The sequence below is a fragment of the Kitasatospora sp. NPDC051914 genome (assembly GCF_040680995.1).
Lineage (GTDB): Bacteria > Actinomycetota > Actinomycetes > Streptomycetales > Streptomycetaceae > Kitasatospora.
The window spans coordinates 123309-142444 of record NZ_JBFAXX010000002.1 but is presented as its reverse complement, the minus strand read 5'-3'; the positions used below and the strand labels follow the sequence as shown (position 1 = coordinate 142444).

The window sequence follows — 19136 nt, the reverse complement described above, 5'->3', positions numbered from 1 at the left end:
GGGTGCCGCCCTTTTCGCGTCCCGCGGCGACTCCTCCGCCGCGTCCGCCGTCGTGCCTCAAGGAGCCGCGGACGCGTCGGGTAGTGTCGCTAGCCGGTTCACCGGCGGACGGAGCGGAATGTGACAGCGGTGCGAGAGGCCGACCGGGCCCCCGGCCGGCAGCCCGAGCGGCAGTCCGGACCTGCACCCGAACACCGGACGACGGTCCTCGGCGCGCCCCTGCGGGCCCTCCGGGAGGCACCGCGCGGCCCGCTCACCGCGGCCGCCGCACTGGCCGTCCTCTCCCTGCTGACCTACGCCACCGTCCGGCACTTCGTCGGCACCTCGATGGTCGACATGATCGTCTACCGGGCGGAGGGCGCCGCCGTCGCCCAGGGGCACGACCTCTACGCCCTGCGCGTCACCGAGTGGAACCTGCCCGCCACCTACCCGCCGTTCGCCGCGATGCTCTTCGTGCCGACCACCTGGTTCGGCATCGGCGTCCTCCGGGTGGCCGTCACCGCGGGCAACATCGTCCTGCTGGGCGTCCTCGCCCACCTCTCCTTCAAGCTCGCGGGCTGGCCCCGCCGCGAACTGAGGCCCGTCGGCGTGGTGCTCGCCACCGGCCTCGGCGTCTGGCTCGAACCCGTCTTCACCACCCTGCGCTACGGTCAGATCAACCTCGTCCTGGCCTGCCTGATCCTCTGGGACCTCGGTCGCGCCGACCACCCCGCCCGCACCGGCACGGGACCGCTCCGGCGCCTCCCCAAGGGCGTCGCCATCGGCATCGCCGCCGGCATCAAGCTCACCCCCGGCCTCTTCGCCGTCTACCTGCTCGTCACCGGACGCATCCGCGCCGCCCTCACCGCAGGCCTCACCTTCCTCGGCACCGTCGCCCTCGGCGCCGTCCTGCTCCCCGACGCCACCCTGGGCTTCTGGACGAAGTACCTCTACGACTCCTCCCGGGTCGGCAAGACCGAGATCGTCGACAACCAGTCCGTCCGCGGCGCCGTCGCCCGACTCCTGCACACCGCCGACCCCGGCACCCTGGCCACCCTCGCCGGAGCCGCCGCCGCCGTCGCCGGACTCGCCACCGCCGCCTGGGCCCACCGCAGCGCCCGCTGGCTGCCCCGCGGCGAGGCCTGGGGCATCTGCTGCGCCGCCGTCACCGCCGTCCTGATCTCGCCGATCAGCTGGACCCACCACTGGGTGTGGTGCATGCCCGTCCTGGTGCTCCTCGCCGCCGAGGCCGCACACGAGCGGACCCGGCCCGCCGCCGTCCGGCGACTGCGCTGGCGGGTGATCCTCGGCGCGACCCTGATCGCCTTCCTGTCCTTCGGCATGTGGGTCGTCCCCCACAAGGGCGACCTCGACCTGCACCTCTCGCCGCTCCACCAACTGCCCGCCGCGGTCTACCCGCTCGTCGGGCTGTGCTTCCTGGCCGTCGCGGCCGGCCGCGTCACGGCCCGCCGCCGCGCCGCCGGCGAACCGCTCCTCCGCTTCCCGCAGCAGCGCCCCGCCCCCTCGACGGAACCCAGCCGCACCGGCGTCTAGGGGCCGTACGGAGCGTGGGCCGCGTTCACCCGGACGTGGAGCGCGGCGGGCGGGTGGCCGTTCACCCGGGCGTGGGGCCGCCCGCGCCCGCCGTTCACGCCAGCAATTCGGCCAGGCAGTGGTCCAGGTCGAGCGCCGCCAGCTCCCCGCCCGGCGGCACCAGCCGGTGCGCCCGCTCCAGCCACCCCGCGACCGCCGCCAGCGGGGCCTCCAGCAGCGCGTCCCCCGCCGGCGAACTCAGCGCCAGGCACAGCACCCCGCGCCGCCCCGACCGCTTCGGCCAGAGCCGCACGTCGCCCTGCCCGCACGGCCGGAACGTCCCCTCCACCAGCAGGTCCCGGGAGAACACCCAGGTCACCGGGCTGCCCGTGTCCAGGTGGAAGGTCACGTGCACGGCGAACGGGTCGTGGCTGCCGTACGAGAGCCGGGCCGGCACCGGGACGCTGCGCTCGGGGGACAGCACCAGCTCCATCTCCAGCTCCAGCTCGACCACGCTCGGCGTCTGCTCCATGACCGCTCCCTCTCCGCTCCGAGGGGCCGCCCCTCGGCCCCTCCACCGGAGGAGAGGGGTGTCCGCGCGAGTTCTTACACAGATTCCGGAAGGAGTGTTTTTTCCCGAGAACCGCCGGGAAGGCAGGGCCCGAGGTACTACCCTTTGTGACTGCCTGGCGACTGTGCGCCTGCGCCCCAAGCGCCATCGACGCTGCCACGAAAGAAGAACCGCATGACGGACCGGCCCAACGGCGGGGCCGCGGACACCGCCGTCGGCCCCATGCCGGGCTACTACCCAGACCCGTCCATCCCGGGTTTCGTCCGCTACTGGGGTGGCACCGGGTGGGTGCCCGGCACCACCCGCCCGGCCCCGGCGGAGGGCGAGGTGCTGGAGCCGCCCCGCATCCGCAACCGCCACACGCCGCCGGTCGTCCCGCCGACCGCGGCCCCGCCGCCCGCCACGCCCGTCCGGGAGGGGGCGCCGGCCGGCCCGTTCGCCGTGCCGCCGTCCGAGTCGCGGCCGTCGGGGGTGCAGGCGGCCGAGGACGCCGCGTTCGACGTGTTCGCACCCTCGGAGGCGGCCCCCGCCGAGGACGGCAGCGGCTCGGCACCGACGCCGGCCGTGCCGTCGCTGCCGGACTGGCCCTCGCCGCCGCTCTCCGCCTCGGAGACCCGGACCGGGCCGGTGTACTTCGACGAGACCTCCGCCGGCGCCTCCTTCGTGATGGCGGCCCACGCCGAACTGGAGCTCCGGCCGCGCGCGGACGTGGAGGCGCTGCGGTCCGAGCCGGCCGCCCTGAGGCCCGTCCCGGCGACTTCGGTGCCGCCCACCGTCGTGCCGCCCGTCGCCCTGCTGCAGGGCCCCGGGGACGCGACCGGCGACACCGCGGCGGAGGCCGTCGCCGCACGGGCGGGCGCGTCCGGGTGGCAGGCCGACCCGCGGGCGCAGCGCGGCCTCCTGGAGACGGGCGCCGCGCCGCGCTGGGTGTCCTGGGGCGTGCTTCCCGTCGGATCGGACGCCGAGGCGCCCGAGGGGGCCGACGGGGTGCACGCCGCAGCGCCGCCCTCCTTCCCGGCCCCGGCCCCCGTACGGGCGATGCCCGCGGCCCCGGCCGACCCCGAGCAGTCCGAGGCGGGTCCGGAGCCGGAGGCGACGTCGGCACCGGACGCGCCGGAAGCCGCCGAGGAGGTTCCGTCCGAGCCGGAGGTGCAGCCCGGGGCCGCCCCGGAGGCGGCCGAACCCCGGGACGCGGAGGCCGTCGAGTCCGTCCGCGAGCCGGTGTCGCTTCCCGAGGCGGCCGAGTCGCCCGCCGAGGAGTCGCGTACGGCTGCGCCCGCCGCGCCGACCGTGCCCGAGGTCGCCGTGCCCGCCGTGGCGGAGGCCGCCGCCCGGCCCGCCGCGGTGCGGGTGGCCGGGGCGCCTGCCGTCCCGGCGCCGGGACGGCAGGGTCGACCCGGGTGGGCCGTACCGCAGGCGGATCGGGGGAGACCCGGGTCGCAGCAGAAGCCGGCCGGGCCGCGTACCGCCGAGCAGCGCCCGTCCCGTCCCCGTTCCGCCGAGTCGCGCCCCTCGGAGCCGCGCCCGTCCACGACCCGCCCGTCCGGGGTCCGTGCGCCAGAGTCCCGCCCGTCGGAGTCGCGGAAGACGGCCACGCCCAAGCCGGCACCGCTGCAGTCCGCCGGGCTGGGGCGGCGGCTGGCCGCCCGGGTGGTGGACTCGCTCGTGGTCCTCGTGGTCGCCGTCGCGGCCGGTGTGCCGCTCGGGACGTCGGCGGTCGCCCACGTCCAGGCGAAGCTCGAACAGGCGCGGACGGCCTCCGCCCTGGCCGGCCACGAGGTCCGGGTCTGGCTGGTCGACGAGGTCGTCCTCGGCAAGGCGGGTGTGCTGCTCGGCGTGCTCGTCCTGCTGGGCCTGCTGTACGAGGTGCTGCCGACGGCGCGCACCGGCCAGACCTTCGGCAAGCGGCTCGCCCGGGTCCGGGTGGTGGACGTCCGCGCCGGGCGCGGCGGCGGCCGCAAGCCGCCGTCGGTCGGCCGGTCGCTGGTGCGATGGGCCGTCAGGCAGTTCGCGGTGCTGATGCCGGTCGGCCTGCTGTGGCCGCTCTTCGACCGGCGCACCCGGCGCGGCTGGCAGGACAGGGCGGCGGGCACCCGCGTCGTGAAGGGCTGATCCGCCGTCATCGTGCCAGGTGCCGGGCCGCCGCCTCCGTGGCCGGCCCCGGCGCCCGGCTGCGGTCCCGCGACCCGGCGGTAAACGGGGCGAATGTCCCGATTCCATGGCATTTGCGGTGTTCTACTCGGTGCATGAGCACCAATGACCCCTCGGGCCAGGAGCCGGAAGGGGGCGGCAAGCCCTCCTTCGACAAGCAGCCCCCGCAGGAGGGCACGCCGTCCGGTGCGCCGTCCGATCCGTACGGCGCGCCCCCGCCGCCGCAGGCGGGGAGCCCGTACGACACCCCCGGTGACTACACCGGCACCTACGGGGCCCCGCCCGGCGGCGGTGCACCTCCTCCGCCGCCGCCCCGGCAGCCGGGGGCGGAGCCCGGTGCCGGTCCCGTCCCCGGGATGCCCCCGCTCGGCACCTGGCCGAACCGGATCGTCGCCACCTTCGTGGACTTCCTGCTGGTGGAGGCGGTCGCGGTGCTGCTGGTCGTGCCGTTCGCCAGCTTCGGCAAGCAGGACGGCTGGGTCGGCGCCACCTGGCTCGGCTACCTGCTCTTCCTGGTGTACGAGGGCCTGATGCTCAGCCGGGACGGCCAGACGCTCGGCAAGAAGCTGATGAAGGTACGGGTGGCCATGCTCGCCGACGGCAGCGTCCCGAACGCCGCCGCGGCCTGGACCCGGGCCGCGACCTTCGTCGTCCCGGCGCTGATCTGCTGCGGCGGCCTCTGGTGGCCGATCGACCTCCTGTTCGGCGTCTTCGACAAGCCGTACCGGCAGTGCATCCACGACAAGGCGGCGAAGACGGTGGTGGTGTCCGCCGTCTGACGGCCGCTCCGCCGCGCGGCACCCCGTGGGAACGGGGACGGACGGCCGCGGGCCGCGGCCGGAGTCAGGGACCGGCCGCGGCCCGCGGAACCATGATCCCCGGAGCCGCCCGGGGGAAACGCCGTGCGTCAGGCCCGGCCCGCGTACTCCGGGCGCTGCTCGGGCACCGGGGCGGCGGAGGGCGTGCCCGTGGCACCCGGCTGCGGGGTGCGGGCGAGGCGCCGCTGGGCGGACAGCGTCGTCAACAGCGCGGTGGCGAGCGTGCCGAGCGCCACGGCGAAGGCCACGAGCACGACGACCTCGAACACCCCGGTGGAACCGGAGACCGCCAACAGGGCGACGGCCGAGACGACGACGGTGAAGGTGCCGGTGCAGAGCTGGGGGAGGGTCGGGCGCGGCATGGCGGTCAGTCCTTCACGCGGTGTCGGCGGTGGGAGTCCGTTCGGTGGGGCCCTGGGAGAGGTCTACCCGGCGTGGAGGGCCTCTACGTCCAGCGTAATCGTGCATATGTCGGGCACGAGGGGCGCACGGGTTCACACCCGGCCGCTGTCGGCGCCATGGCACTGCGCCCCCGCCGGAAGACAGTCGGTACGGTGATCGTCCGACCGACGTCGCGACACTGGGGGACACGTGACCGTACCCGCCGACTGGCCCACCGACGAGGCCGGCGCGCTCGCCCAACAGCAGCGCCTCCGACCGATGGTGTCGGCCACCGGGCCCGCACCGGCCTCCGGCTCGCTGGTGGCCGGCGTGGACGTCGCGTACGACGACGAGCGGGACGTGGTGGCCGCCGCGGCCGTCCTGCTCGACTACGACAGCCTGGAGCTCGTCGGCCAGGCCACCGCCGTCGGACCGGTCGCCTTCCCCTACCTGCCGGGCCTGCTGGCGTTCCGCGAGCTCCCGGCCGTCCTCGAAGCCCTCGACGGCCTCGGCCGCCTGCCCGACCTCGTCGTCTGCGACGGGTACGGCCTCGCCCACCCGCGCCGGCTAGGCCTCGCCAGCCACCTGGGCGTCCACACCGGCCTGCGGACGATCGGCGTCGCCAAGAACCCCTTCACCTTCACCTACGAGCCGCCCGGCCCGGAGCGCGGCGCCTGGTCGCCCCTGGTCGACAGCGGCGAGGAGGTCGGCCGCGCCGTCCGCACCCGCCAGGGCGTCAAACCGGTGTTCGTCTCCGTCGGCCACCGCATCGGCCTGGCCGAGGCGGTCGAGACCACCCTGAGGCTCACCCCGTCCTTCCGGCTGCCCGAGACCACCCGCCGCGCCGACTCCCTCTGCCGCCGCGCCCTGGCCGCCGCCACGGCCTGACGGTCAGACAGTTCGCGGGCGCCGGCTGGTCCGCAGGTCAGCACCCGAGCCCCGAGTCCGCCGTGAGGGGCGGTTTTGGCTTGACGTGGCATGTGTTAGACATTAAGGGTCAGGCCCGGGTCATGACGGCAGGGATGTACGGGGGAGGCACGACAGACGTGAGCACGGGGAGCGGTTCCGGCTACCGCGTGGAAGTGGACGGCCTGCGCGCCTTCGCGTCGCAGGTCCGAGGACTGCTGAGCGAGTTCGAGAGCGCCGCGGGCGGCTCTCGGGTGCACAGCCAGAGTGGGGTCGGGCGCTCGGCCTTCGGCACCTTCCCGGAGGCCGAGGCGCTGCACGCCAAGTACGAGGCGATGCGCGACGGTCTGCGCGACGTTCTGGACGCTCTGCAGGAGGCCATCGAAGAGGCCCAGCACAAGGCGGAGCTGACGGCGCGGAACTACGAGGAGCAGGAGCACGAGACCTCGCGGTCTCTCAAGGTCAACTCCGACGGGTGGTCGGTGGGCAGCACGGCCACCCCTGTGACCGCGGCCTACCGGCCCGGCGCGAGCGGTCCCGCAGTCGGCCCGAAGGGGCCGGCCGGCAGTTCTCCCGCCGGCAGCGGCAACCCGCAACCGTCATGGTAGTGACCGGTGTCCTGAACAGGGACAGCCAGCTTGAGGCCGATTTCGGGACGGGGACGGAAGGCGTCCGAGCATGAGCGGATACACCAACTTCAACGGGTACAGCCACGGCGACATGCGGAGCATGGTGCAGTCCATGGACTCCGGCGGCGTGATGGCCGCCGGCGACCCATGGCGCAAGGCCGCCGACACCCTCAAGCAGATCCGCACCGCGCTGCACACCGCGTCGGCCGACGCGACGTCCTCGTGGGAGGGCGCGACCAGCGACGCCTTCTACAGCAAGATGACGAGGCTCGCCAACGCGGTCAACAACGCGGCCGCGTACGCCAATGACGCGGCCATCACCATGCAGATGATGTCCGAGGCGATCGACACCGCCAAGCGGGACATGCCCGAGGAACCGGGCTTCTGGGACAAGGCCGGCGACGCGATCAGTGACACGGCCAAGTCCACGGTCGGCGTCGACGACGAGGACACCCGCACGGCGGTGTCCGACGAGAAGAAGGCCCAGGCGGTCGCGGTCATGGAGACGCTGGCGGCCAAGTACCGTACGGCGACTACTTATCTGAAGCCGCCGCCGCGCGTTCCCCGGGAGGAGATCGAGGACCTTCCGGCACCGGACTCGTCTGCTGCCGGCGCAATCAGCGGCATGCTCGTGGGAGGCGGCCTCGGGCTTGCAGGTGGCTCCGGGTCCAGCACCGGTTCAGGGACCTCCACTGCTCGCCGTTCCACCTCCACCGCGTCGCCTCAGTCTCCCAAGACCTCGCCCGCGCGCATCACCGACAACGGGATCAGCGGCGGCACTGCCAATCCGACGCCGAAGCCCAAGACTCCCACGCCGGTCGGCCCGGGTACCGGTATCGACGGTGTCCACGTCGGCAACCGTCCGCCCGGGACGGGTGGCACGGGCCCCGTCCAGCCCGGACTGGGCGGTGCGGGTGGCCAGCACACGGGCGGCGGCGGAGGAGTTATCGACGCCGGCCTGGGGGCGGGCGGCAACCGTGGCGGTTCCGGCGGCCAGGGCGGTTCGACGCTCGGTCGGAGCGGGACCGGCGGTACGGGCGGCAGCGGTCTCGGCCGCGGCACCAACGCCTTCGGTGCCGGCGGCATGGGCGGCGGCGGCCTCGGCTCCGGCTCTGCGGGCAAGACGGCGGGTGGCAGTGCCGGCGGCAGTCTCGCCCGGCGGGGCGGCGGCGTGGTCGGCGAGGCCAGTGCCGGCGGTGCCGGCCGTGGCGCCTTCACCGAGGGCGGGTCGGGCCTCGGTCGCGGCCGCGCCGGACAGGGCGCTCCGGGTGCCGGTGGCCACGGCATGCCCGGCTCCCAGGCCGGCGGCAAGAAGGACAAGAAGAACGACAAGCGGCGCCCGGACTACCTCGTCGAGGACGAGGAGACCTGGGCGTCGGGGGAGCGCACCAACCCCAACGTGGTGGAATGATCCCCAGCGCCCCGGAACGGGCCCAAACCTGATCGGGCGTCTCGTCGCACCGCCGACGAGACGCCCGCCGGACGGACGAGGTGACGACGGCTTGACGACCAACCGACCGATGCGGGGTATGGCCGTACTCGCTGCGGGCGCCCTCCTGTGGGGGATCAGTGCCGCACCGGCGAGCGCGGACACCGTTCGCGAAGGCCAGTGGGCATTGAACAATTACCACGCCGCGAGGGATGTCTGGCCCATCAGCCAGGGCGAGAACGTCACTGTGGCGGTCATTGACTCAGGTGTCGCCGACCACCAGGACCTCACCGGGCAGGTGCTTCCGGGTACGGACTGCTCCGGCGAAGGCTTGGACTACAAGACCGACAAGGTCGGTCATGGCACGGCCATGGCCAGCCTGATTGCTGGCCATGGCCACGGCGACCAGGCCGGGATCATGGGTCTGGCACCGAAGGCCAAGATTCTTCCTGTTCGCATCGGAACCTTCGATGTCGACAGTGGTTCCACCATCTCCGGCAACCTGGCCAAGTGCCTGCGGTATGCCGTTGACAACGGAGCCAAGGTCGTCAACATGTCGATCTCCGGTACCAGTACGGAGGAGGGCGTCCGGGAGGCCATCAAGTACGCGGTCGACAAGGACGTGGTGCTGGTCGCCTCGGCCGGAAACTCTGGCCCGGATCGCCCCGTGGAATACCCGGCCGCGTTTCCCGGCGTCGTGGCAGTGGGAGCGGTGGACCAGCAGGGCAACATCTGGTCCAAGTCGAACAACGGGTCTGAGGTGACCCTCGCCGCGCCCGGCGTCGACATCTATGGTGCGACCGCGAAGTCGGCCTCCAGCTACGGCAAGGGCAACGGCACCTCCGGAGCGGCCGCCTACGTCTCCGCCATCGCCGCTCTCGTCCGGGCCAAGTACCCGAACCTCTCCGCGGGCCAGGTCATCAACCGGATGGTCAAGTCGGCGATCGCCCCGCCGGACAAGTCGTCCGTGCCGAACAACAAGTACGGCTACGGCATCGCGTCCGCGAAGGGTGCGCTGGCTCCGAACCCCGCGGTGGACAACGGGCCGAAGGAGAACCCGCTGCTCACCCGGGTCGAGTCGCAGGCCGATCCGTCGGGCAAGCCGTCCTCTGCGGCGTCCAAGCCGGCCGGGGGCAGCACGGCTCCGGACAGCAGTGCGTCCAAGAGCGACGACGGCGGTATCCCGGTGTACGTGCTGGCGATCGTCGGTGTGCTCGCGCTGGTGGTGATCGGCGGCGTGATCGTTCTGGTCAAGCGTTCCCGCGGCAACGGGAGCGGTGGCGGCGGCAACGGCGGTGGCGGTGGTGGTGGGTTCGTGCCGCCGACTCCTCCGCCGTACGGGCCGGGTGCGCAGCAGTTCCCGCCGCAGCAGCAGTCCCCGTACCCCGGTCAGGGGCAGCCGCAGCCGTACGGGGCGTCCCAGTCGTACCAGCAGCAGTACCCGCAGCAGCCGCCGGCGGGCGGCAGCCCGTACCGGTGATGTGCGCGGCCGCCGGGGAGCCGCGCGGCTGACACGCCTACGAACGGCGGAAGTTTCACAGGCCCTGACGGCCCTTCGGGTAGGGGTGGAATCCCTCTCCACCACCGACCCGAAGGGCCGTTCCATGTTGAAGAAGCTCGCTTCCGTCGTTGCGATCGCCGCGGCTGTGACCGTGTTCTCCGCACCTGCTCCGGCGTTCGCGGACGGGCCGAAGACGCCCGAGGAGGCGGCGGTGTGCGCGGAGCTGCTGTCGACGGTGTTCCCCGGTCTGGGGCAGGCGTCGATCGACGCGATCTGTGCGGTCCAGGACGACGACGACACGAGCCGCTGACACGGCTTCACACGGCGTTCTAGGCTCGGTGCCATGGACTGCTACACCTGCGAACGGACGGCCGAGGCCGACGGCCTGGCCCCGCGCGAGCTGATCGGCGGGGACGAGTACTGGCGGGTCGCCCACGCCTTCAATTCCTCGCTGCCGGGCTGGCTGGTGCTGGTGCCCCGGCGGCACGTCACCTCGCTCGCCGCGCTGACGGACGAGGAGGCGGCCGGGCTGGGCCGCTGGCAGGTGCGGTTGTCGAGGGCGCTGGCCGAGGTGACGGGGTGCGCGAAGACGTACGTCGCGCAGTTCGCCGAGGCGGAGGGCTTCGCGCACGTCCACTTCCACGTCGTCCCGCGGGGCGTGGACCATCCCGCGGAGTTCCGCGGGCCGCGGGTGTTCGGTCTGCTCGGCGCCGAGCCGGCGGTCGGCCCGGAGGAGATGGACGGCCTCGCCCTCCGCCTCCGGGCCGCCCTGGGTACCGGCTGAGGGACCGGGGCGCCTGCGGGCCGTCAGAGCTTGAGGTACATCACCAGCAGGTCGACGTAGCCGAGTTCGGCGTGCCGGAAGGCTTCCGGGACGGTGCCCACGATCTCGAAGCCGAGGGACTTCCAGAGCCCCACGGCGCGCGTGTTGGTGGCGACCACGGCGTTGTACTGGAGGGCCCGGTAGCCGTCGGCGCGGGCCTGCGCGATGACGTGCTCGCCGAGGGCCCGGCCGATGCCGCGCCCGGAGTGCCGCGGGTCGACCATGAACCCGGCGTTGGCGATGTGCGAGCCGGGGCCGGCCTGGTTGGGGTGCGTCTCGGCGGTGCCGAGGACGGTGCCGTCGGCGTCCACCGCGACGACCGTCCGGCCCGGCGGCTCCTTGAGCCACCAGGTGCGGGCCTCGTCCGCGGTGATGTCCCGGGGCCAGGTGAAGGTGTCGCCGGCGGCGACGATCTGCCGGAGGAACGGCCAGATGGCGGGCCAGTCCGCTCGGGTTGCCTCACGAATGATCACGCCCGGCAGGATGCCCCGCCCGGTCGGTGCGGTGCCACCGAATTCCCTCATCCGAGGTCCTTCGCCAGCCACAGCTCCGCGTAGGGGTCGTCGCCGTACGGGTCGGTGGGCCGGTAGCCGAGGGCGGTGTACAGCGCGATGGCCTCGGTGAGGTCCTTCCGGGTGTTCAGCAGGATCCGGGTGGCGCCGCGCTCCCGTGCGGCGTCCTCGGCCGCGCCGACCAGCCGCCTGCCCGCGCCGCCGCGCCTGGCGTCGCGGGTGACGAACACCCGGGTCAGCTCGCCGGTGCCGGGCGCGATCCAGCGGATGCCGATGCAGGCGACCGGGGTCGCCCCGGCCCGGGCGAGCAGCAGGATCCCGCGGTCGTCGAGCAGGTCGGCGTTGTCCGCCATCAGCGCGGCGATCTCCTCCTCCTCGGCGGGCCGCCCGTAGTACCGGCTGATCAGCTCGTCCATGTAGGCGCGCAGCACCGGGACGGAGTCCGGATGGTCGACGGGCACCGCGGTGACGGTCCAGGTGGCGGGGGAGGCGAGGCTCATCCGGTCATTCTCGGTCGGGCCCGGCCCCGGGGGCCAACGGTTTCCGGCGCCCCGGGCCCGTGGCGGGCGGCATCCGCTACGCCCGTACGCCGATCTGCTCGCGGTGGTGCGCGGGCGCGGTGACCTCGTCCAGCACGGCCACCGCGAGGTCCGCGTGCGAGATGTGTCCGCCGCCCTCCGGCAGCACGGGGGCGCCGACCCGGTAGCGGCCCGTCCGGACGCCGTCGTGCCCCAGGTCCATGGGCGGGGTCACCACCACCCAGTCGAGTGCCTGCGGGGCCGCTGCGAGCACGTCCAGTGCCGCGCTGTGGCCGAGCGAGAAGGCCCGGTACTCGGCGGGGAAGTCGGGCCCGTCGTGGACGAGCACACCGGGTGCCGTGGCGAGCGTGGTGGCCACGCCCACGCTGACCAGCCGCCCGACGCCCGCCCGGCCGAGCCCGGCCACCAGGCCGGCCGTGGTCGACCGGTAGAAGCCGGTTGACGGCACGTCGGCCCGGTACAGCGAGCCGACCGCGGCCTCGTGCCCGGCCGCGGCCGCTGCCACCGCGTCCGGGTCGGCGGCGTCGCAGGCCACCAGCGTCACGCCGGGACCGGCCAGATCGGCGTGCCGCTCCGGTGCGCGGACGGCCGCCGTCACCGGGACGCCCCGGCGGACCGCCTCGGCCACCACGGCCCGCCCGACCCGTCCGCCCGCTCCGAACACCACTACCGCCATCACGACCACCCCTGTCCGGGAAGGGCCGGCGCGGTCGCCGGCCTCGGGGCGACGGTAGGACGGCAAGTACCGGTTACTTCAACGGTATCGGCGCCCCCGGCAGTACCGTCGGGACCATGAGAGCCCGCCCGCACCCGCCGACCGTGGCAGACCGGTCGACCGCAGCAGACCGGCCGGCCCCGCCGCCCGCGGACCACCCGCCGCTCCCCCCGCTCACCGCGGACTTCTTCGCCGACTGCGCGGACGGCGACCCGCGGCCGCCCGTCCGGGGCAGCGAGAAGTGGGGCTGGAAGATCATGCGCTGCCTGGAGGCCGGCCCGCGCCGCTTCTCCGAGCTGAAGGTGCCGCTCGCCGGGATCACGCCCAAGGTGCTCGCCGAGTCGCTGCGCGCGATGGAGCGCGACGGCGTCGTCCTGCGCACCGCCTACGACGAGAACCCGCCGCGGGTCGAGTACGCGCTGACGCCGCTGGGCCGCTCCCTGTTCGGGCCGATCGACGCGGCCTGCGCCTGGACCCGGGAGCACCTGGCCGAGATCCGGGCCGCCCGCGCCGCGTACGGGCAGCGGGGTGGCAGCATCTTGGCGACGGCTGGCGTTACCGCCACTGGTGGGCCCGGCGCGGCCGGCGGCATCCTGGACGCATGATCACTCCTGACACCAAGGACTGGACCTGGGTCCTCGAGCGCTCCTGCGACGACTGCGGCCTGGACACCCCGGCCGTCGTCCGCGAGAACGTGCCCGGCATGGTGCGCGCCAACGCCGCCTCCTGGGTGGAGCTGCTGGCGGCGGACCCGGCCGGGCTGCGCCGCCGCCCGCAGCCGGAGGTGTGGTCCCCCCTGGAGTACGCCTGCCACGTCCGCGACGTCTTCCGGCTCTTCGACCGGCGGCTGGCGCTGATGCTCGAGCAGGACGACCCGACCTTCGCCAACTGGGACCAGGACGAGACCGCGGTGGCCGAGCGCTACGGCGAGCAGGACCCGGCCGTCGTGAGCGCCGACCTGGCCGCCGCGGCCGAGCAGCTGGCGCAGTCCTTCGCGCAGGTGTCCGGCGTCCAGTGGCAGCGCACCGGCCTGCGGACGGACGGCGCGCGCTTCACCGTGGAGACCTTCGCCCAGTACCTGATCCACGACCCGGTGCACCACCTGTACGACGTGACCGGCGAGCGGGTCTGAACCGGCCCGCCGCCCGGCCGCCGGCGGGCCGTCAGTCCACCGTCCAGGCGGGGTCGGCGGCCCGTGCGGGCAGGCCGTGCGGGGCCGCCTCGGCGAGCACCTCGACCGGCCCGCCGCCGCTCCGCACGGCGAGGACGAACGGGTGCGCGCCGCCGATCCGCCGCGGCTCGAAGGCGATGTGGGCGAACGGCGCGGCCGCCGAGGAGGACGCCGCCAGGCGCGCCAACTCCTCCTCCACCCGCGCCCATTCGTCCGCCGGGACGTACTGGCGCATCACCGAGTGCCACACCACGGTGAGCGTCCCCGGCTCGACCCCGGCGCCGCGCAGGAAGTCGCCGGCGCCGACCGCCTCGACCCGGGTCGGCACCTCGGCGGCGAGCCGCAGCGCGCCCTCCAGCCGCGCCGTCCGGGCCGGCTGGTCCGGCCAGACGTAGGCGCGCAGGGCGAGCGAGCCGTCCGCCGACCGCGGGTCGATCGGGGTGAGGTCGCAGCCCAGGCGCTCGGTGAAGACCAGCGGCTCGGCCTGCCGTGGCAGCCACGCCGGCAGCGTGCCGCGCCAGGCGCCGGCCAGCTGCACGGGGGAGTCGGCCGGCCCGAAGGCCCAGCCGGGAGCGGTGCAGCGGAAGCGGTCGGCCAGCAGGTTGAGCCCCGCGCTGGAACCCAGTTCGAGCAGCCGTACCGGCATCCGCCGCTCGCCGAGGACGTGCAGCAGCCCGGCGATCAGCAGGTTGGACCGGCCGACCTCGTTGGTCTGCGGCGGCCGGGTGAGCCAGTCCCGCACCCAGGGCAGATAGGCGGCGACCGTCTCGCGGAACGCCGGCCACGCGGCCCCGGGGTGCTCCGGGTCGGTGCTGCCGCCGGCGCTCGGGTAGTGGGCGGCGAGGGCCGGCGCGCGGCCGGTGAGGACCAGGGCGTGCACCCCGCCCAGCAGCCGCAGGGCCATCGCCTGCGGGCCCGCGGCCTCCTCGTGGCCGGCCAGGGCGGCCGCGCACGGGCCCCCCTCCCGGATGTCCGCCGCGGCGAGCCCCAGCAGGGCGGCGTAGAGCGGGGAGCCGAGCTCGGCACAGGCGGTGGCCTGCTGCTCGAACATGGCGGCGGCGTGCTCGATGGACACGTGGGTTCTCCGTCCGGTCGACTGGAGATCATCATTCGCCCGCGGAACGGCCGCAACACCGGCCCCACGGGTGATTCCGCTCACCGGGTCACGATCACGGGGCGCTGCGCCGCCCCGTCACCACTCCTGGGGCATCCGGCGCAGGGCGTGGCGGAGCTGCCCGGCGACACTGGCGGTCTCCGCGCCCACCACGTCGGCGATCTCGGGTGCGGCCAGGCCCACCACGTAGTGCAGGATCGCAAGGTCCTCGTCGGCCGCGGCGGGACGGTGCTCGGCGAGCGGCTCGCTGTTCGGCCGGTCGCACTCGGCGACCGTGCTGCGCAGGATCTGCCAGGCGATGGCGGTGGGGTTGGAACTGCCCAGCACCTCCGGCCACACCTCGGCCAGTGTGCGGAAGGCCTGGTCGACGACGCGCCCGGCGACGGCCGGCTCGTGGAACCAGACCCGCGCGTAACTCAGGTAGCGCGGACGGTGCAGCTCGCAGAAGGCCGTGAACTCCAGAGGCATGTCCGCCAGGTCGGTGCCGGCGGCGGGGCTGATCGATACTGTGGCAGGGACATGACGATCAGTCACATCAGCCTCTCGATCTGGTTGCGTCGGAAGGGTCGCCCGGTGCTCACTCTAGGCCCTTGCGTGGCTGCTGTGGGTGACAAGTCCGCCGAGATGCATGGAACGGGCCTGATTGGTATGCGATATGACGGTCAATCAGCCTGCTGGTCGGAGGAGGTGCAGGTGTGAGGGTATCGCACCTGGTCACGGAGGGTAGAACGCCGGTGGCTGCAACGGTGTCGAGCTGCTGCCGCCCCGGGGCGCACGGCGGGCCCGGCGCAGCCGTCCGGCCGCCCGCACCGCCTGTCCGCCCGTCCCGGCCATCCGCTCCGCCCGCGCTCCCGCCACGCCTCCGGCAGGGGCGACCGGCCGACGGGGACCCGGCCGGAGGACTGCGGACGCTGTGGATCTCCCTGCCCGGCCCCGCCCTCCTGCCCGGCGGCCGGCCGCACCCGTGCGTACGGCTGCGGACGGTCCGGGGGCCTTGCCGGAAGGGGCCGAAGTGACCGCCGTCGACCGGCTGCTCCACCCGCGACCGGCCGGCCACCGGTGGACGGTGGCGGGTGCGGCGCCGGTGGGCTTCCCGGGCAACGAGTGGGTGGCACGTTACCGCATCCGCAGCGGCGCCGGACCTGTTCCGCGGCGCTCGCCGTGACGGCGTGCGCGCCCGAGCGGAGGGGACGGCCCTGCCGGCCGTCCGGGATCGGCGCCGAGGCCCGGCCCGGGTGCGGCAGGTCGCGGACCTGCGGTCGGACCGGTGGTCGCGGCCGCGGTCCCGGGCGGTGCCGTGCGGCCCCGCCCGGGAGGCCGGACACCCGGTCGGCGGGCGGCGCCGGTCCCGCGCCGGTGGATGCCGCCGGGCGCGGCCCCGCGCGGTGGACGGCGTACGCCGAGCCGGCCGGGCACACCTCCACGACCCGTCGCGCCGCCCCGGGAACAGCGGGGGTGCCCGCCGGGGCGCCGGGGCCCCGACACGGCCCCGGGGGCGCTCCCTGACGGCCGGTCAGGGTTCGATCGGGGCTCCGTCCGGACTGTCACCGATGTCGGCCCACCGTCTGCGAACGGCAGGCTGACGGCCATGGCAACCGACACCAGTTCGCACCGCAGCCCGAACCCGCACCGCCCCGCCGCGACCGGCGCACCCGGGCGCCGGGCAGGGCTCGCCGCCGCGCTCGCCGCCACCGCCTGCGCGGCCGCCCTGGCACTGCCCTCCGCGGCCCACGCCGCCCCGGCAGCCCCCGCCCCGGCGGCCCTCACCGCGACGGCCGCCAGCGCACCGGCCGCCGGGCCCGCCGCGCAGAGCCCCGAGGCCGAACTCGCCGCGCTGGAGGCCGGCTACCAGGACTGCCCCGACCTGCCCGCGGGTGCCGATCCGGCCCGCTGGCGCTGCGAGGTCCACCTGACCGCACCCAGGCTCCGGCTCGGCGCGGTGGACCTGCCGGCGCTGCGCCCGATCATGATGGTGCACGCCGAGGGCCCGCTGGCCGACGGCACACCCGGGCAGGTCTGGGGGGCGTGGCGCAGCGGCGGGCCGACCCGGGTCCCGGGCGGCCTGACCGGCACCCCGGCGGGCGACCGCAGCCCGGTGGCGGGGCTGACCCTGGAGGCCGAGTACGGCGGCCGCTCGGACTTCTACACCGGCGCGATGGACCTGCGCTTCCGGCTGGCCGGACCGCTGCTGCCGAAGGGCTGCACGGTCGGTGCGAGCACCCCCGTGGAACTGCACGCCAAGCGGGCGGGCTCCTCGGAGTGGGTCTCCCGGAACCCGCCGCTGATCCACTTCTCCGCGTACGACGACACCTTCGCCGCGCCGGCGCCGGAGGGCTGCGGCCCGCTCACCGGGCTGCTGTCCCGTCGGCTGGGCCTTCCGGCGGCGGGCGGCAATCTGCTGTCGTACGACGCGAGTTACACCTTCAGGATGTACGACCGGCTGGGCTGACCCGGCGCCGGACGGCGGCTGCGGCCGGGGCGGGCGGCGCCTCGGCCGCCCGCCGTCCGCCCGTGCCCTGGGTCGTGCCGGCCGCGCTTGCCGCGAGGGCGGCCGCCCCGGCCGCGGCAGCTGCGGCAGCGGCTGCCGCGACCGGGGCCGCGGCCTCCCGGCGGGCCTGCTCGGGGATCGGCGCCGGCGCCCCGTCCGGAGGGCCGTCGCACGGGGTGCCGGCGCCGCTGCGGGCGCGAGCGAGCTCCTCGAAGGCCTCTCTGGCGGCCAGGTAGGCCTGGACGGCGGCGATGCCGTAGACCGGCTGGATCAGCTGGTGGCCCTTGAAGAACGGGCGGGCGGGTGCGAACCCGGCGGCGGTCACCAGGTCGCGGATCTCCGTTATCTCAGCCTCCGTCCGGGCGGTGAACCGGACCTCCCAGCCCTTCTTGTACGTGTGGCCGTCCGCGCTGTTGCGGCGGGCGAGGTCGGGCCGGCGGACGTAGCCGGGGAGACGGCCGAGGCGCATTTGGGCGGCGCGCAGGCCGGGGATCTCGTCACGTGGCATGAGCCGATGGTAGGCAATCGGACGGCTGCCGGTGGTCGGCGGGTGGTGCTTCACAGTATGGCCTTGGTCACGCTCGGTCAGTAACCGCTGATCATCGAGGGTGGTACGGTTCTTGATCACTATGTACCGATTCGATGAAAAACGGATCGTCACGTCCCAAGTCCGCCTAATCCGTCATTCGGGTGAACGTCCTTTACGTCGAACGGGTGAGGTTATGGGGGCTTTAGGACGGACCCGTCCCGTTTTCGCGACGGTTGGGTAACAGGTCGTCAAGTCGGGCGTGCAGTTGTGGCGGCAGTGGGGAGGGTGTGGGCATGAGCTACCGGATTCCTTCCCAGCCGCTCTCCCTGGAAGAGCTGGCTCGGCGTCAGCAGAACGTGGTCACCGCGAGCCAGCTGCGGGCGCGCGGCGTGCCCGCGCGGGTGGTCACCGAGCACTGCCGGCGCGGCGGTCCGTGGCAGCGGCTGCTGCCCAGGGTGTACCTCCTGCAGGACGGCGACCCGACACCCGAGCAGCGGATGTGGGCGGCCCTGCTCTACGCGGCGCAGAACGGCCGCGAGGAGGGCGGGCGCGAGGGCGCCGTGATCACCGGCGCGGCGGCCCTGGCGCTGTACGGCTTCGCCTCGGTGCCGCGGCTGCCCGCGGTGGTCGGCGTGGAGGTCCTGGTGCCCCGTCAGCGGCGCCTGAAGGACGCCGGCTCGGTCCGCATCCTGCGCACCGGGCGGGCGCTGGAGGCGCGATCGGTGCACGGGCTGGCCTGCGCGCCGGTGGCCAGGGCGGCGGCCGACGCGGTGCGCGAGTGGACGGACACGGGGGCGTTCGAGAGCGGGGCCGTTCGCCCGGCGCTGCTGCGGGCGATGCTGCGCGAGGCGGTGACGCGCCCCGAGGGCGGCTGCAGCCTGCGGGAGCTGATTGCCGAGCTGGGCGAGGCCCGGCTGCTCGAGGAGCCGCGGGTGCGCGCCGCGGTGGACGAACTGCTCGCCGCGGAGCGCGAGTCGGTGCTCGCCCGGATCGGCGAGCTGGTGGACGAGTGGCTGCTGCCGGTGCCGCTGACCGGCCCGGAGCTGCGGATGCGCGGCGGCACGTACGTGGCCGTCCCCGACCTGTACTGGCCGGAGGCCGGGGTGGCGGTGGCCGTCGACTCCGACCTGCGGTGCGTCAGCGAGGGCGAGGCGGCCTGGGTGCGCGGGGAGCAGCACCGGATGGAGTACCTGGGGGTCCGGGTGGTGTACGTCTCCGGGTCGCGGGTCGCCGCCGAGCCGGACGCGGTCGGCGGCGAACTGCGCGAGGCGTTCAAGGCGGGCGGCACGGACGTGGTCGAGCTGGTCGTCACCGACCGCTGACCGCGACCGCGGGCCCGTCCGGGCG

At 74.8% G+C, this 19136-nt stretch carries 21 protein-coding genes and 1 pseudogene; 14 read left to right on the top strand and 8 right to left on the bottom strand.

The window, feature by feature from the left end; genetic code table 11:
• Positions 1 to 120 precede the first annotated feature (120 nt).
• Positions 121 to 1533: a glycosyltransferase 87 family protein gene (locus AB0M03_RS02785; protein WP_363487641.1), complete on the top strand. Its 1413-nt coding sequence runs from the start codon at positions 121 to 123 to the stop codon at positions 1531 to 1533.
• Positions 1534 to 1627: 94 nt separating this feature from the next.
• Here the strand turns inward: AB0M03_RS02785 and AB0M03_RS02780 are convergent, their stop codons facing one another.
• Entirely contained in the window at positions 1628 to 2044 is a 417-nt protein-coding gene (locus AB0M03_RS02780) for an SsgA family sporulation/cell division regulator (RefSeq protein WP_363487639.1), read from the bottom strand.
• Between the two features lie 213 nt (positions 2045 to 2257).
• Here AB0M03_RS02780 and AB0M03_RS02775 point away from each other — a divergent pair, with 213 nt between their 5' ends.
• Both AB0M03_RS02775 and AB0M03_RS02770 read left to right on the top strand, forming a co-directional pair.
• Positions 2258 to 4195, top strand: coding sequence for an RDD family protein (locus AB0M03_RS02775; RefSeq protein WP_363487637.1), 1938 nt, complete (start codon positions 2258 to 2260; stop codon positions 4193 to 4195).
• Between the two features lie 134 nt (positions 4196 to 4329).
• Positions 4330 to 5013, top strand: coding sequence for an RDD family protein (locus AB0M03_RS02770; RefSeq protein WP_363487636.1), 684 nt, complete (start codon positions 4330 to 4332; stop codon positions 5011 to 5013).
• A gap of 128 nt (positions 5014 to 5141) precedes the next feature.
• Here the strand turns inward: AB0M03_RS02770 and AB0M03_RS02765 are convergent, their stop codons facing one another.
• Positions 5142 to 5414 (bottom strand): hypothetical protein, encoded by a 273-nt coding sequence (locus AB0M03_RS02765; RefSeq protein WP_363487634.1) that lies wholly within the window; start codon positions 5412 to 5414, stop codon positions 5142 to 5144.
• A gap of 229 nt (positions 5415 to 5643) precedes the next feature.
• Here AB0M03_RS02765 and AB0M03_RS02760 point away from each other — a divergent pair, with 229 nt between their 5' ends.
• The 6 genes from AB0M03_RS02760 to AB0M03_RS02735 all read left to right on the top strand — a co-directional run bounded on the left by AB0M03_RS02760 (position 5644) and on the right by AB0M03_RS02735 (position 10682).
• Positions 5644 to 6321 carry an endonuclease V gene (locus AB0M03_RS02760; protein WP_363487632.1) on the top strand — a complete coding sequence of 226 codons (678 nt, stop codon included), beginning with the start codon at positions 5644 to 5646 and terminating at the stop codon, positions 6319 to 6321.
• A gap of 158 nt (positions 6322 to 6479) precedes the next feature.
• A complete protein-coding gene (locus AB0M03_RS02755; RefSeq protein ID WP_363487630.1) occupies positions 6480 to 6947 on the top strand; it encodes a hypothetical protein in 468 nt (155 codons plus the stop codon).
• A 70-nt stretch (positions 6948 to 7017) separates the two neighbouring features.
• A complete protein-coding gene (locus AB0M03_RS02750; protein WP_363487628.1) occupies positions 7018 to 8379 on the top strand; it encodes a WXG100 family type VII secretion target in 1362 nt (453 codons plus the stop codon).
• A 91-nt stretch (positions 8380 to 8470) separates the two neighbouring features.
• Positions 8471 to 9877: a S8 family serine peptidase gene (locus AB0M03_RS02745; protein ID WP_363487626.1), complete on the top strand. Its 1407-nt coding sequence runs from the start codon at positions 8471 to 8473 to the stop codon at positions 9875 to 9877.
• A 124-nt stretch (positions 9878 to 10001) separates the two neighbouring features.
• On the top strand, positions 10002 to 10208 hold the full coding sequence (locus AB0M03_RS02740) for a hypothetical protein (protein WP_363487624.1): 207 nt from the start codon (positions 10002 to 10004) through the stop codon (positions 10206 to 10208).
• A gap of 33 nt (positions 10209 to 10241) precedes the next feature.
• Positions 10242 to 10682: an HIT family protein gene (locus AB0M03_RS02735; protein WP_363487622.1), complete on the top strand. Its 441-nt coding sequence runs from the start codon at positions 10242 to 10244 to the stop codon at positions 10680 to 10682.
• 23 nt (positions 10683 to 10705) lie between these two features.
• On the opposite strand, the gene AB0M03_RS02730 is transcribed toward AB0M03_RS02735, so the two are convergent.
• The 3 genes from AB0M03_RS02730 to AB0M03_RS02720 form a co-directional block, all read right to left on the bottom strand.
• Entirely contained in the window at positions 10706 to 11245 is a 540-nt protein-coding gene (locus AB0M03_RS02730) for a GNAT family N-acetyltransferase (protein WP_363487620.1), read from the bottom strand.
• Positions 11242 to 11733: a GNAT family N-acetyltransferase gene (locus AB0M03_RS02725; RefSeq protein ID WP_363487618.1), complete on the bottom strand. Its 492-nt coding sequence runs from the start codon at positions 11731 to 11733 to the stop codon at positions 11242 to 11244. Before AB0M03_RS02725 ends, AB0M03_RS02730 begins: the two co-directional genes overlap by 4 nt.
• A 76-nt stretch (positions 11734 to 11809) precedes the next feature.
• The gene (locus tag AB0M03_RS02720; RefSeq protein WP_363487616.1) at positions 11810 to 12448 is read right to left on the bottom strand and encodes an NAD(P)H-binding protein; all 639 of its coding nucleotides are present in this window, start codon (positions 12446 to 12448) and stop codon (positions 11810 to 11812) included.
• A 116-nt stretch (positions 12449 to 12564) separates the two neighbouring features.
• Between AB0M03_RS02720 and AB0M03_RS02715 the strand changes: the two genes are divergently transcribed.
• Entirely contained in the window at positions 12565 to 13092 is a 528-nt protein-coding gene (locus AB0M03_RS02715) for a helix-turn-helix domain-containing protein (protein WP_363487614.1), read from the top strand.
• Positions 13089 to 13619, top strand: a complete 531-nt coding sequence (locus tag AB0M03_RS02710; RefSeq protein WP_363487612.1) for a DinB family protein — start codon at positions 13089 to 13091, stop codon at positions 13617 to 13619. The genes AB0M03_RS02715 and AB0M03_RS02710 overlap by 4 nt, the downstream gene beginning before the upstream one ends.
• 31 nt (positions 13620 to 13650) lie before the next feature.
• Here the strand turns inward: AB0M03_RS02710 and AB0M03_RS02705 are convergent, their stop codons facing one another.
• On the bottom strand, positions 13651 to 14733 hold the full coding sequence (locus AB0M03_RS02705) for a DUF2332 domain-containing protein (protein ID WP_363487610.1): 1083 nt from the start codon (positions 14731 to 14733) through the stop codon (positions 13651 to 13653).
• Positions 14734 to 14850: 117 nt separating this feature from the next.
• Positions 14851 to 15240, bottom strand: a complete 390-nt coding sequence (locus AB0M03_RS02700; protein ID WP_363487608.1) for a hypothetical protein — start codon at positions 15238 to 15240, stop codon at positions 14851 to 14853.
• 550 nt (positions 15241 to 15790) lie between these two features.
• Here AB0M03_RS02700 and AB0M03_RS02695 point away from each other — a divergent pair.
• Both AB0M03_RS02695 and AB0M03_RS02690 read left to right on the top strand, forming a co-directional pair.
• A pseudogene (locus AB0M03_RS02695) lies at positions 15791 to 15907 on the top strand (cation diffusion facilitator family transporter); the annotation flags it as partial.
• A 453-nt stretch (positions 15908 to 16360) separates the two neighbouring features.
• Positions 16361 to 17221 carry a hypothetical protein gene (locus AB0M03_RS02690; protein WP_363487606.1) on the top strand — a complete coding sequence of 287 codons (861 nt, stop codon included), beginning with the start codon at positions 16361 to 16363 and terminating at the stop codon, positions 17219 to 17221.
• Here the strand turns inward: AB0M03_RS02690 and AB0M03_RS02685 are convergent.
• Complete coding sequence (locus AB0M03_RS02685; RefSeq protein ID WP_363487604.1) at positions 17196 to 17768, bottom strand: hypothetical protein; 573 nt, start codon at positions 17766 to 17768, stop codon at positions 17196 to 17198. The two genes, AB0M03_RS02690 and AB0M03_RS02685, sit on opposite strands and share 26 nt — an antisense overlap.
• 314 nt (positions 17769 to 18082) lie before the next feature.
• On the opposite strand from AB0M03_RS02685, the gene AB0M03_RS02680 reads away from it, so the two are divergent.
• Entirely contained in the window at positions 18083 to 19111 is a 1029-nt protein-coding gene (locus tag AB0M03_RS02680; RefSeq protein WP_363487602.1) for a hypothetical protein, read from the top strand.
• The last annotated feature ends 25 nt before the right edge of the window (positions 19112 to 19136 follow it).

Coding starts and splice junctions, on each gene's coding strand:
- AB0M03_RS02720 (WP_363487616.1), bottom strand. CDS start 12,448: ATGGCGGTAGTGGTGTTCGGAGCGGGCGGACGGGTCGGGCGGGCCGTG.
- AB0M03_RS02690 (WP_363487606.1), top strand. CDS start 16,361: ATGGCAACCGACACCAGTTCGCACCGCAGCCCGAACCCGCACCGCCCC.
- AB0M03_RS02770 (WP_363487636.1), top strand. CDS start 4,330: ATGAGCACCAATGACCCCTCGGGCCAGGAGCCGGAAGGGGGCGGCAAG.
- AB0M03_RS02725 (WP_363487618.1), bottom strand. CDS start 11,733: ATGAGCCTCGCCTCCCCCGCCACCTGGACCGTCACCGCGGTGCCCGTC.
- AB0M03_RS02700 (WP_363487608.1), bottom strand. CDS start 15,240: ATGCCTCTGGAGTTCACGGCCTTCTGCGAGCTGCACCGTCCGCGCTAC.
- AB0M03_RS02710 (WP_363487612.1), top strand. CDS start 13,089: ATGATCACTCCTGACACCAAGGACTGGACCTGGGTCCTCGAGCGCTCC.
- AB0M03_RS02685 (WP_363487604.1), bottom strand. CDS start 17,768: ATGCCACGTGACGAGATCCCCGGCCTGCGCGCCGCCCAAATGCGCCTC.
- AB0M03_RS02680 (WP_363487602.1), top strand. CDS start 18,083: ATGAGCTACCGGATTCCTTCCCAGCCGCTCTCCCTGGAAGAGCTGGCT.
- AB0M03_RS02750 (WP_363487628.1), top strand. CDS start 7,018: ATGAGCGGATACACCAACTTCAACGGGTACAGCCACGGCGACATGCGG.
- AB0M03_RS02775 (WP_363487637.1), top strand. CDS start 2,258: ATGACGGACCGGCCCAACGGCGGGGCCGCGGACACCGCCGTCGGCCCC.
- AB0M03_RS02765 (WP_363487634.1), bottom strand. CDS start 5,414: ATGCCGCGCCCGACCCTCCCCCAGCTCTGCACCGGCACCTTCACCGTC.
- AB0M03_RS02715 (WP_363487614.1), top strand. CDS start 12,565: ATGAGAGCCCGCCCGCACCCGCCGACCGTGGCAGACCGGTCGACCGCA.
- AB0M03_RS02730 (WP_363487620.1), bottom strand. CDS start 11,245: ATGAGGGAATTCGGTGGCACCGCACCGACCGGGCGGGGCATCCTGCCG.
- AB0M03_RS02740 (WP_363487624.1), top strand. CDS start 10,002: ATGTTGAAGAAGCTCGCTTCCGTCGTTGCGATCGCCGCGGCTGTGACC.
- AB0M03_RS02735 (WP_363487622.1), top strand. CDS start 10,242: ATGGACTGCTACACCTGCGAACGGACGGCCGAGGCCGACGGCCTGGCC.
- AB0M03_RS02780 (WP_363487639.1), bottom strand. CDS start 2,044: ATGGAGCAGACGCCGAGCGTGGTCGAGCTGGAGCTGGAGATGGAGCTG.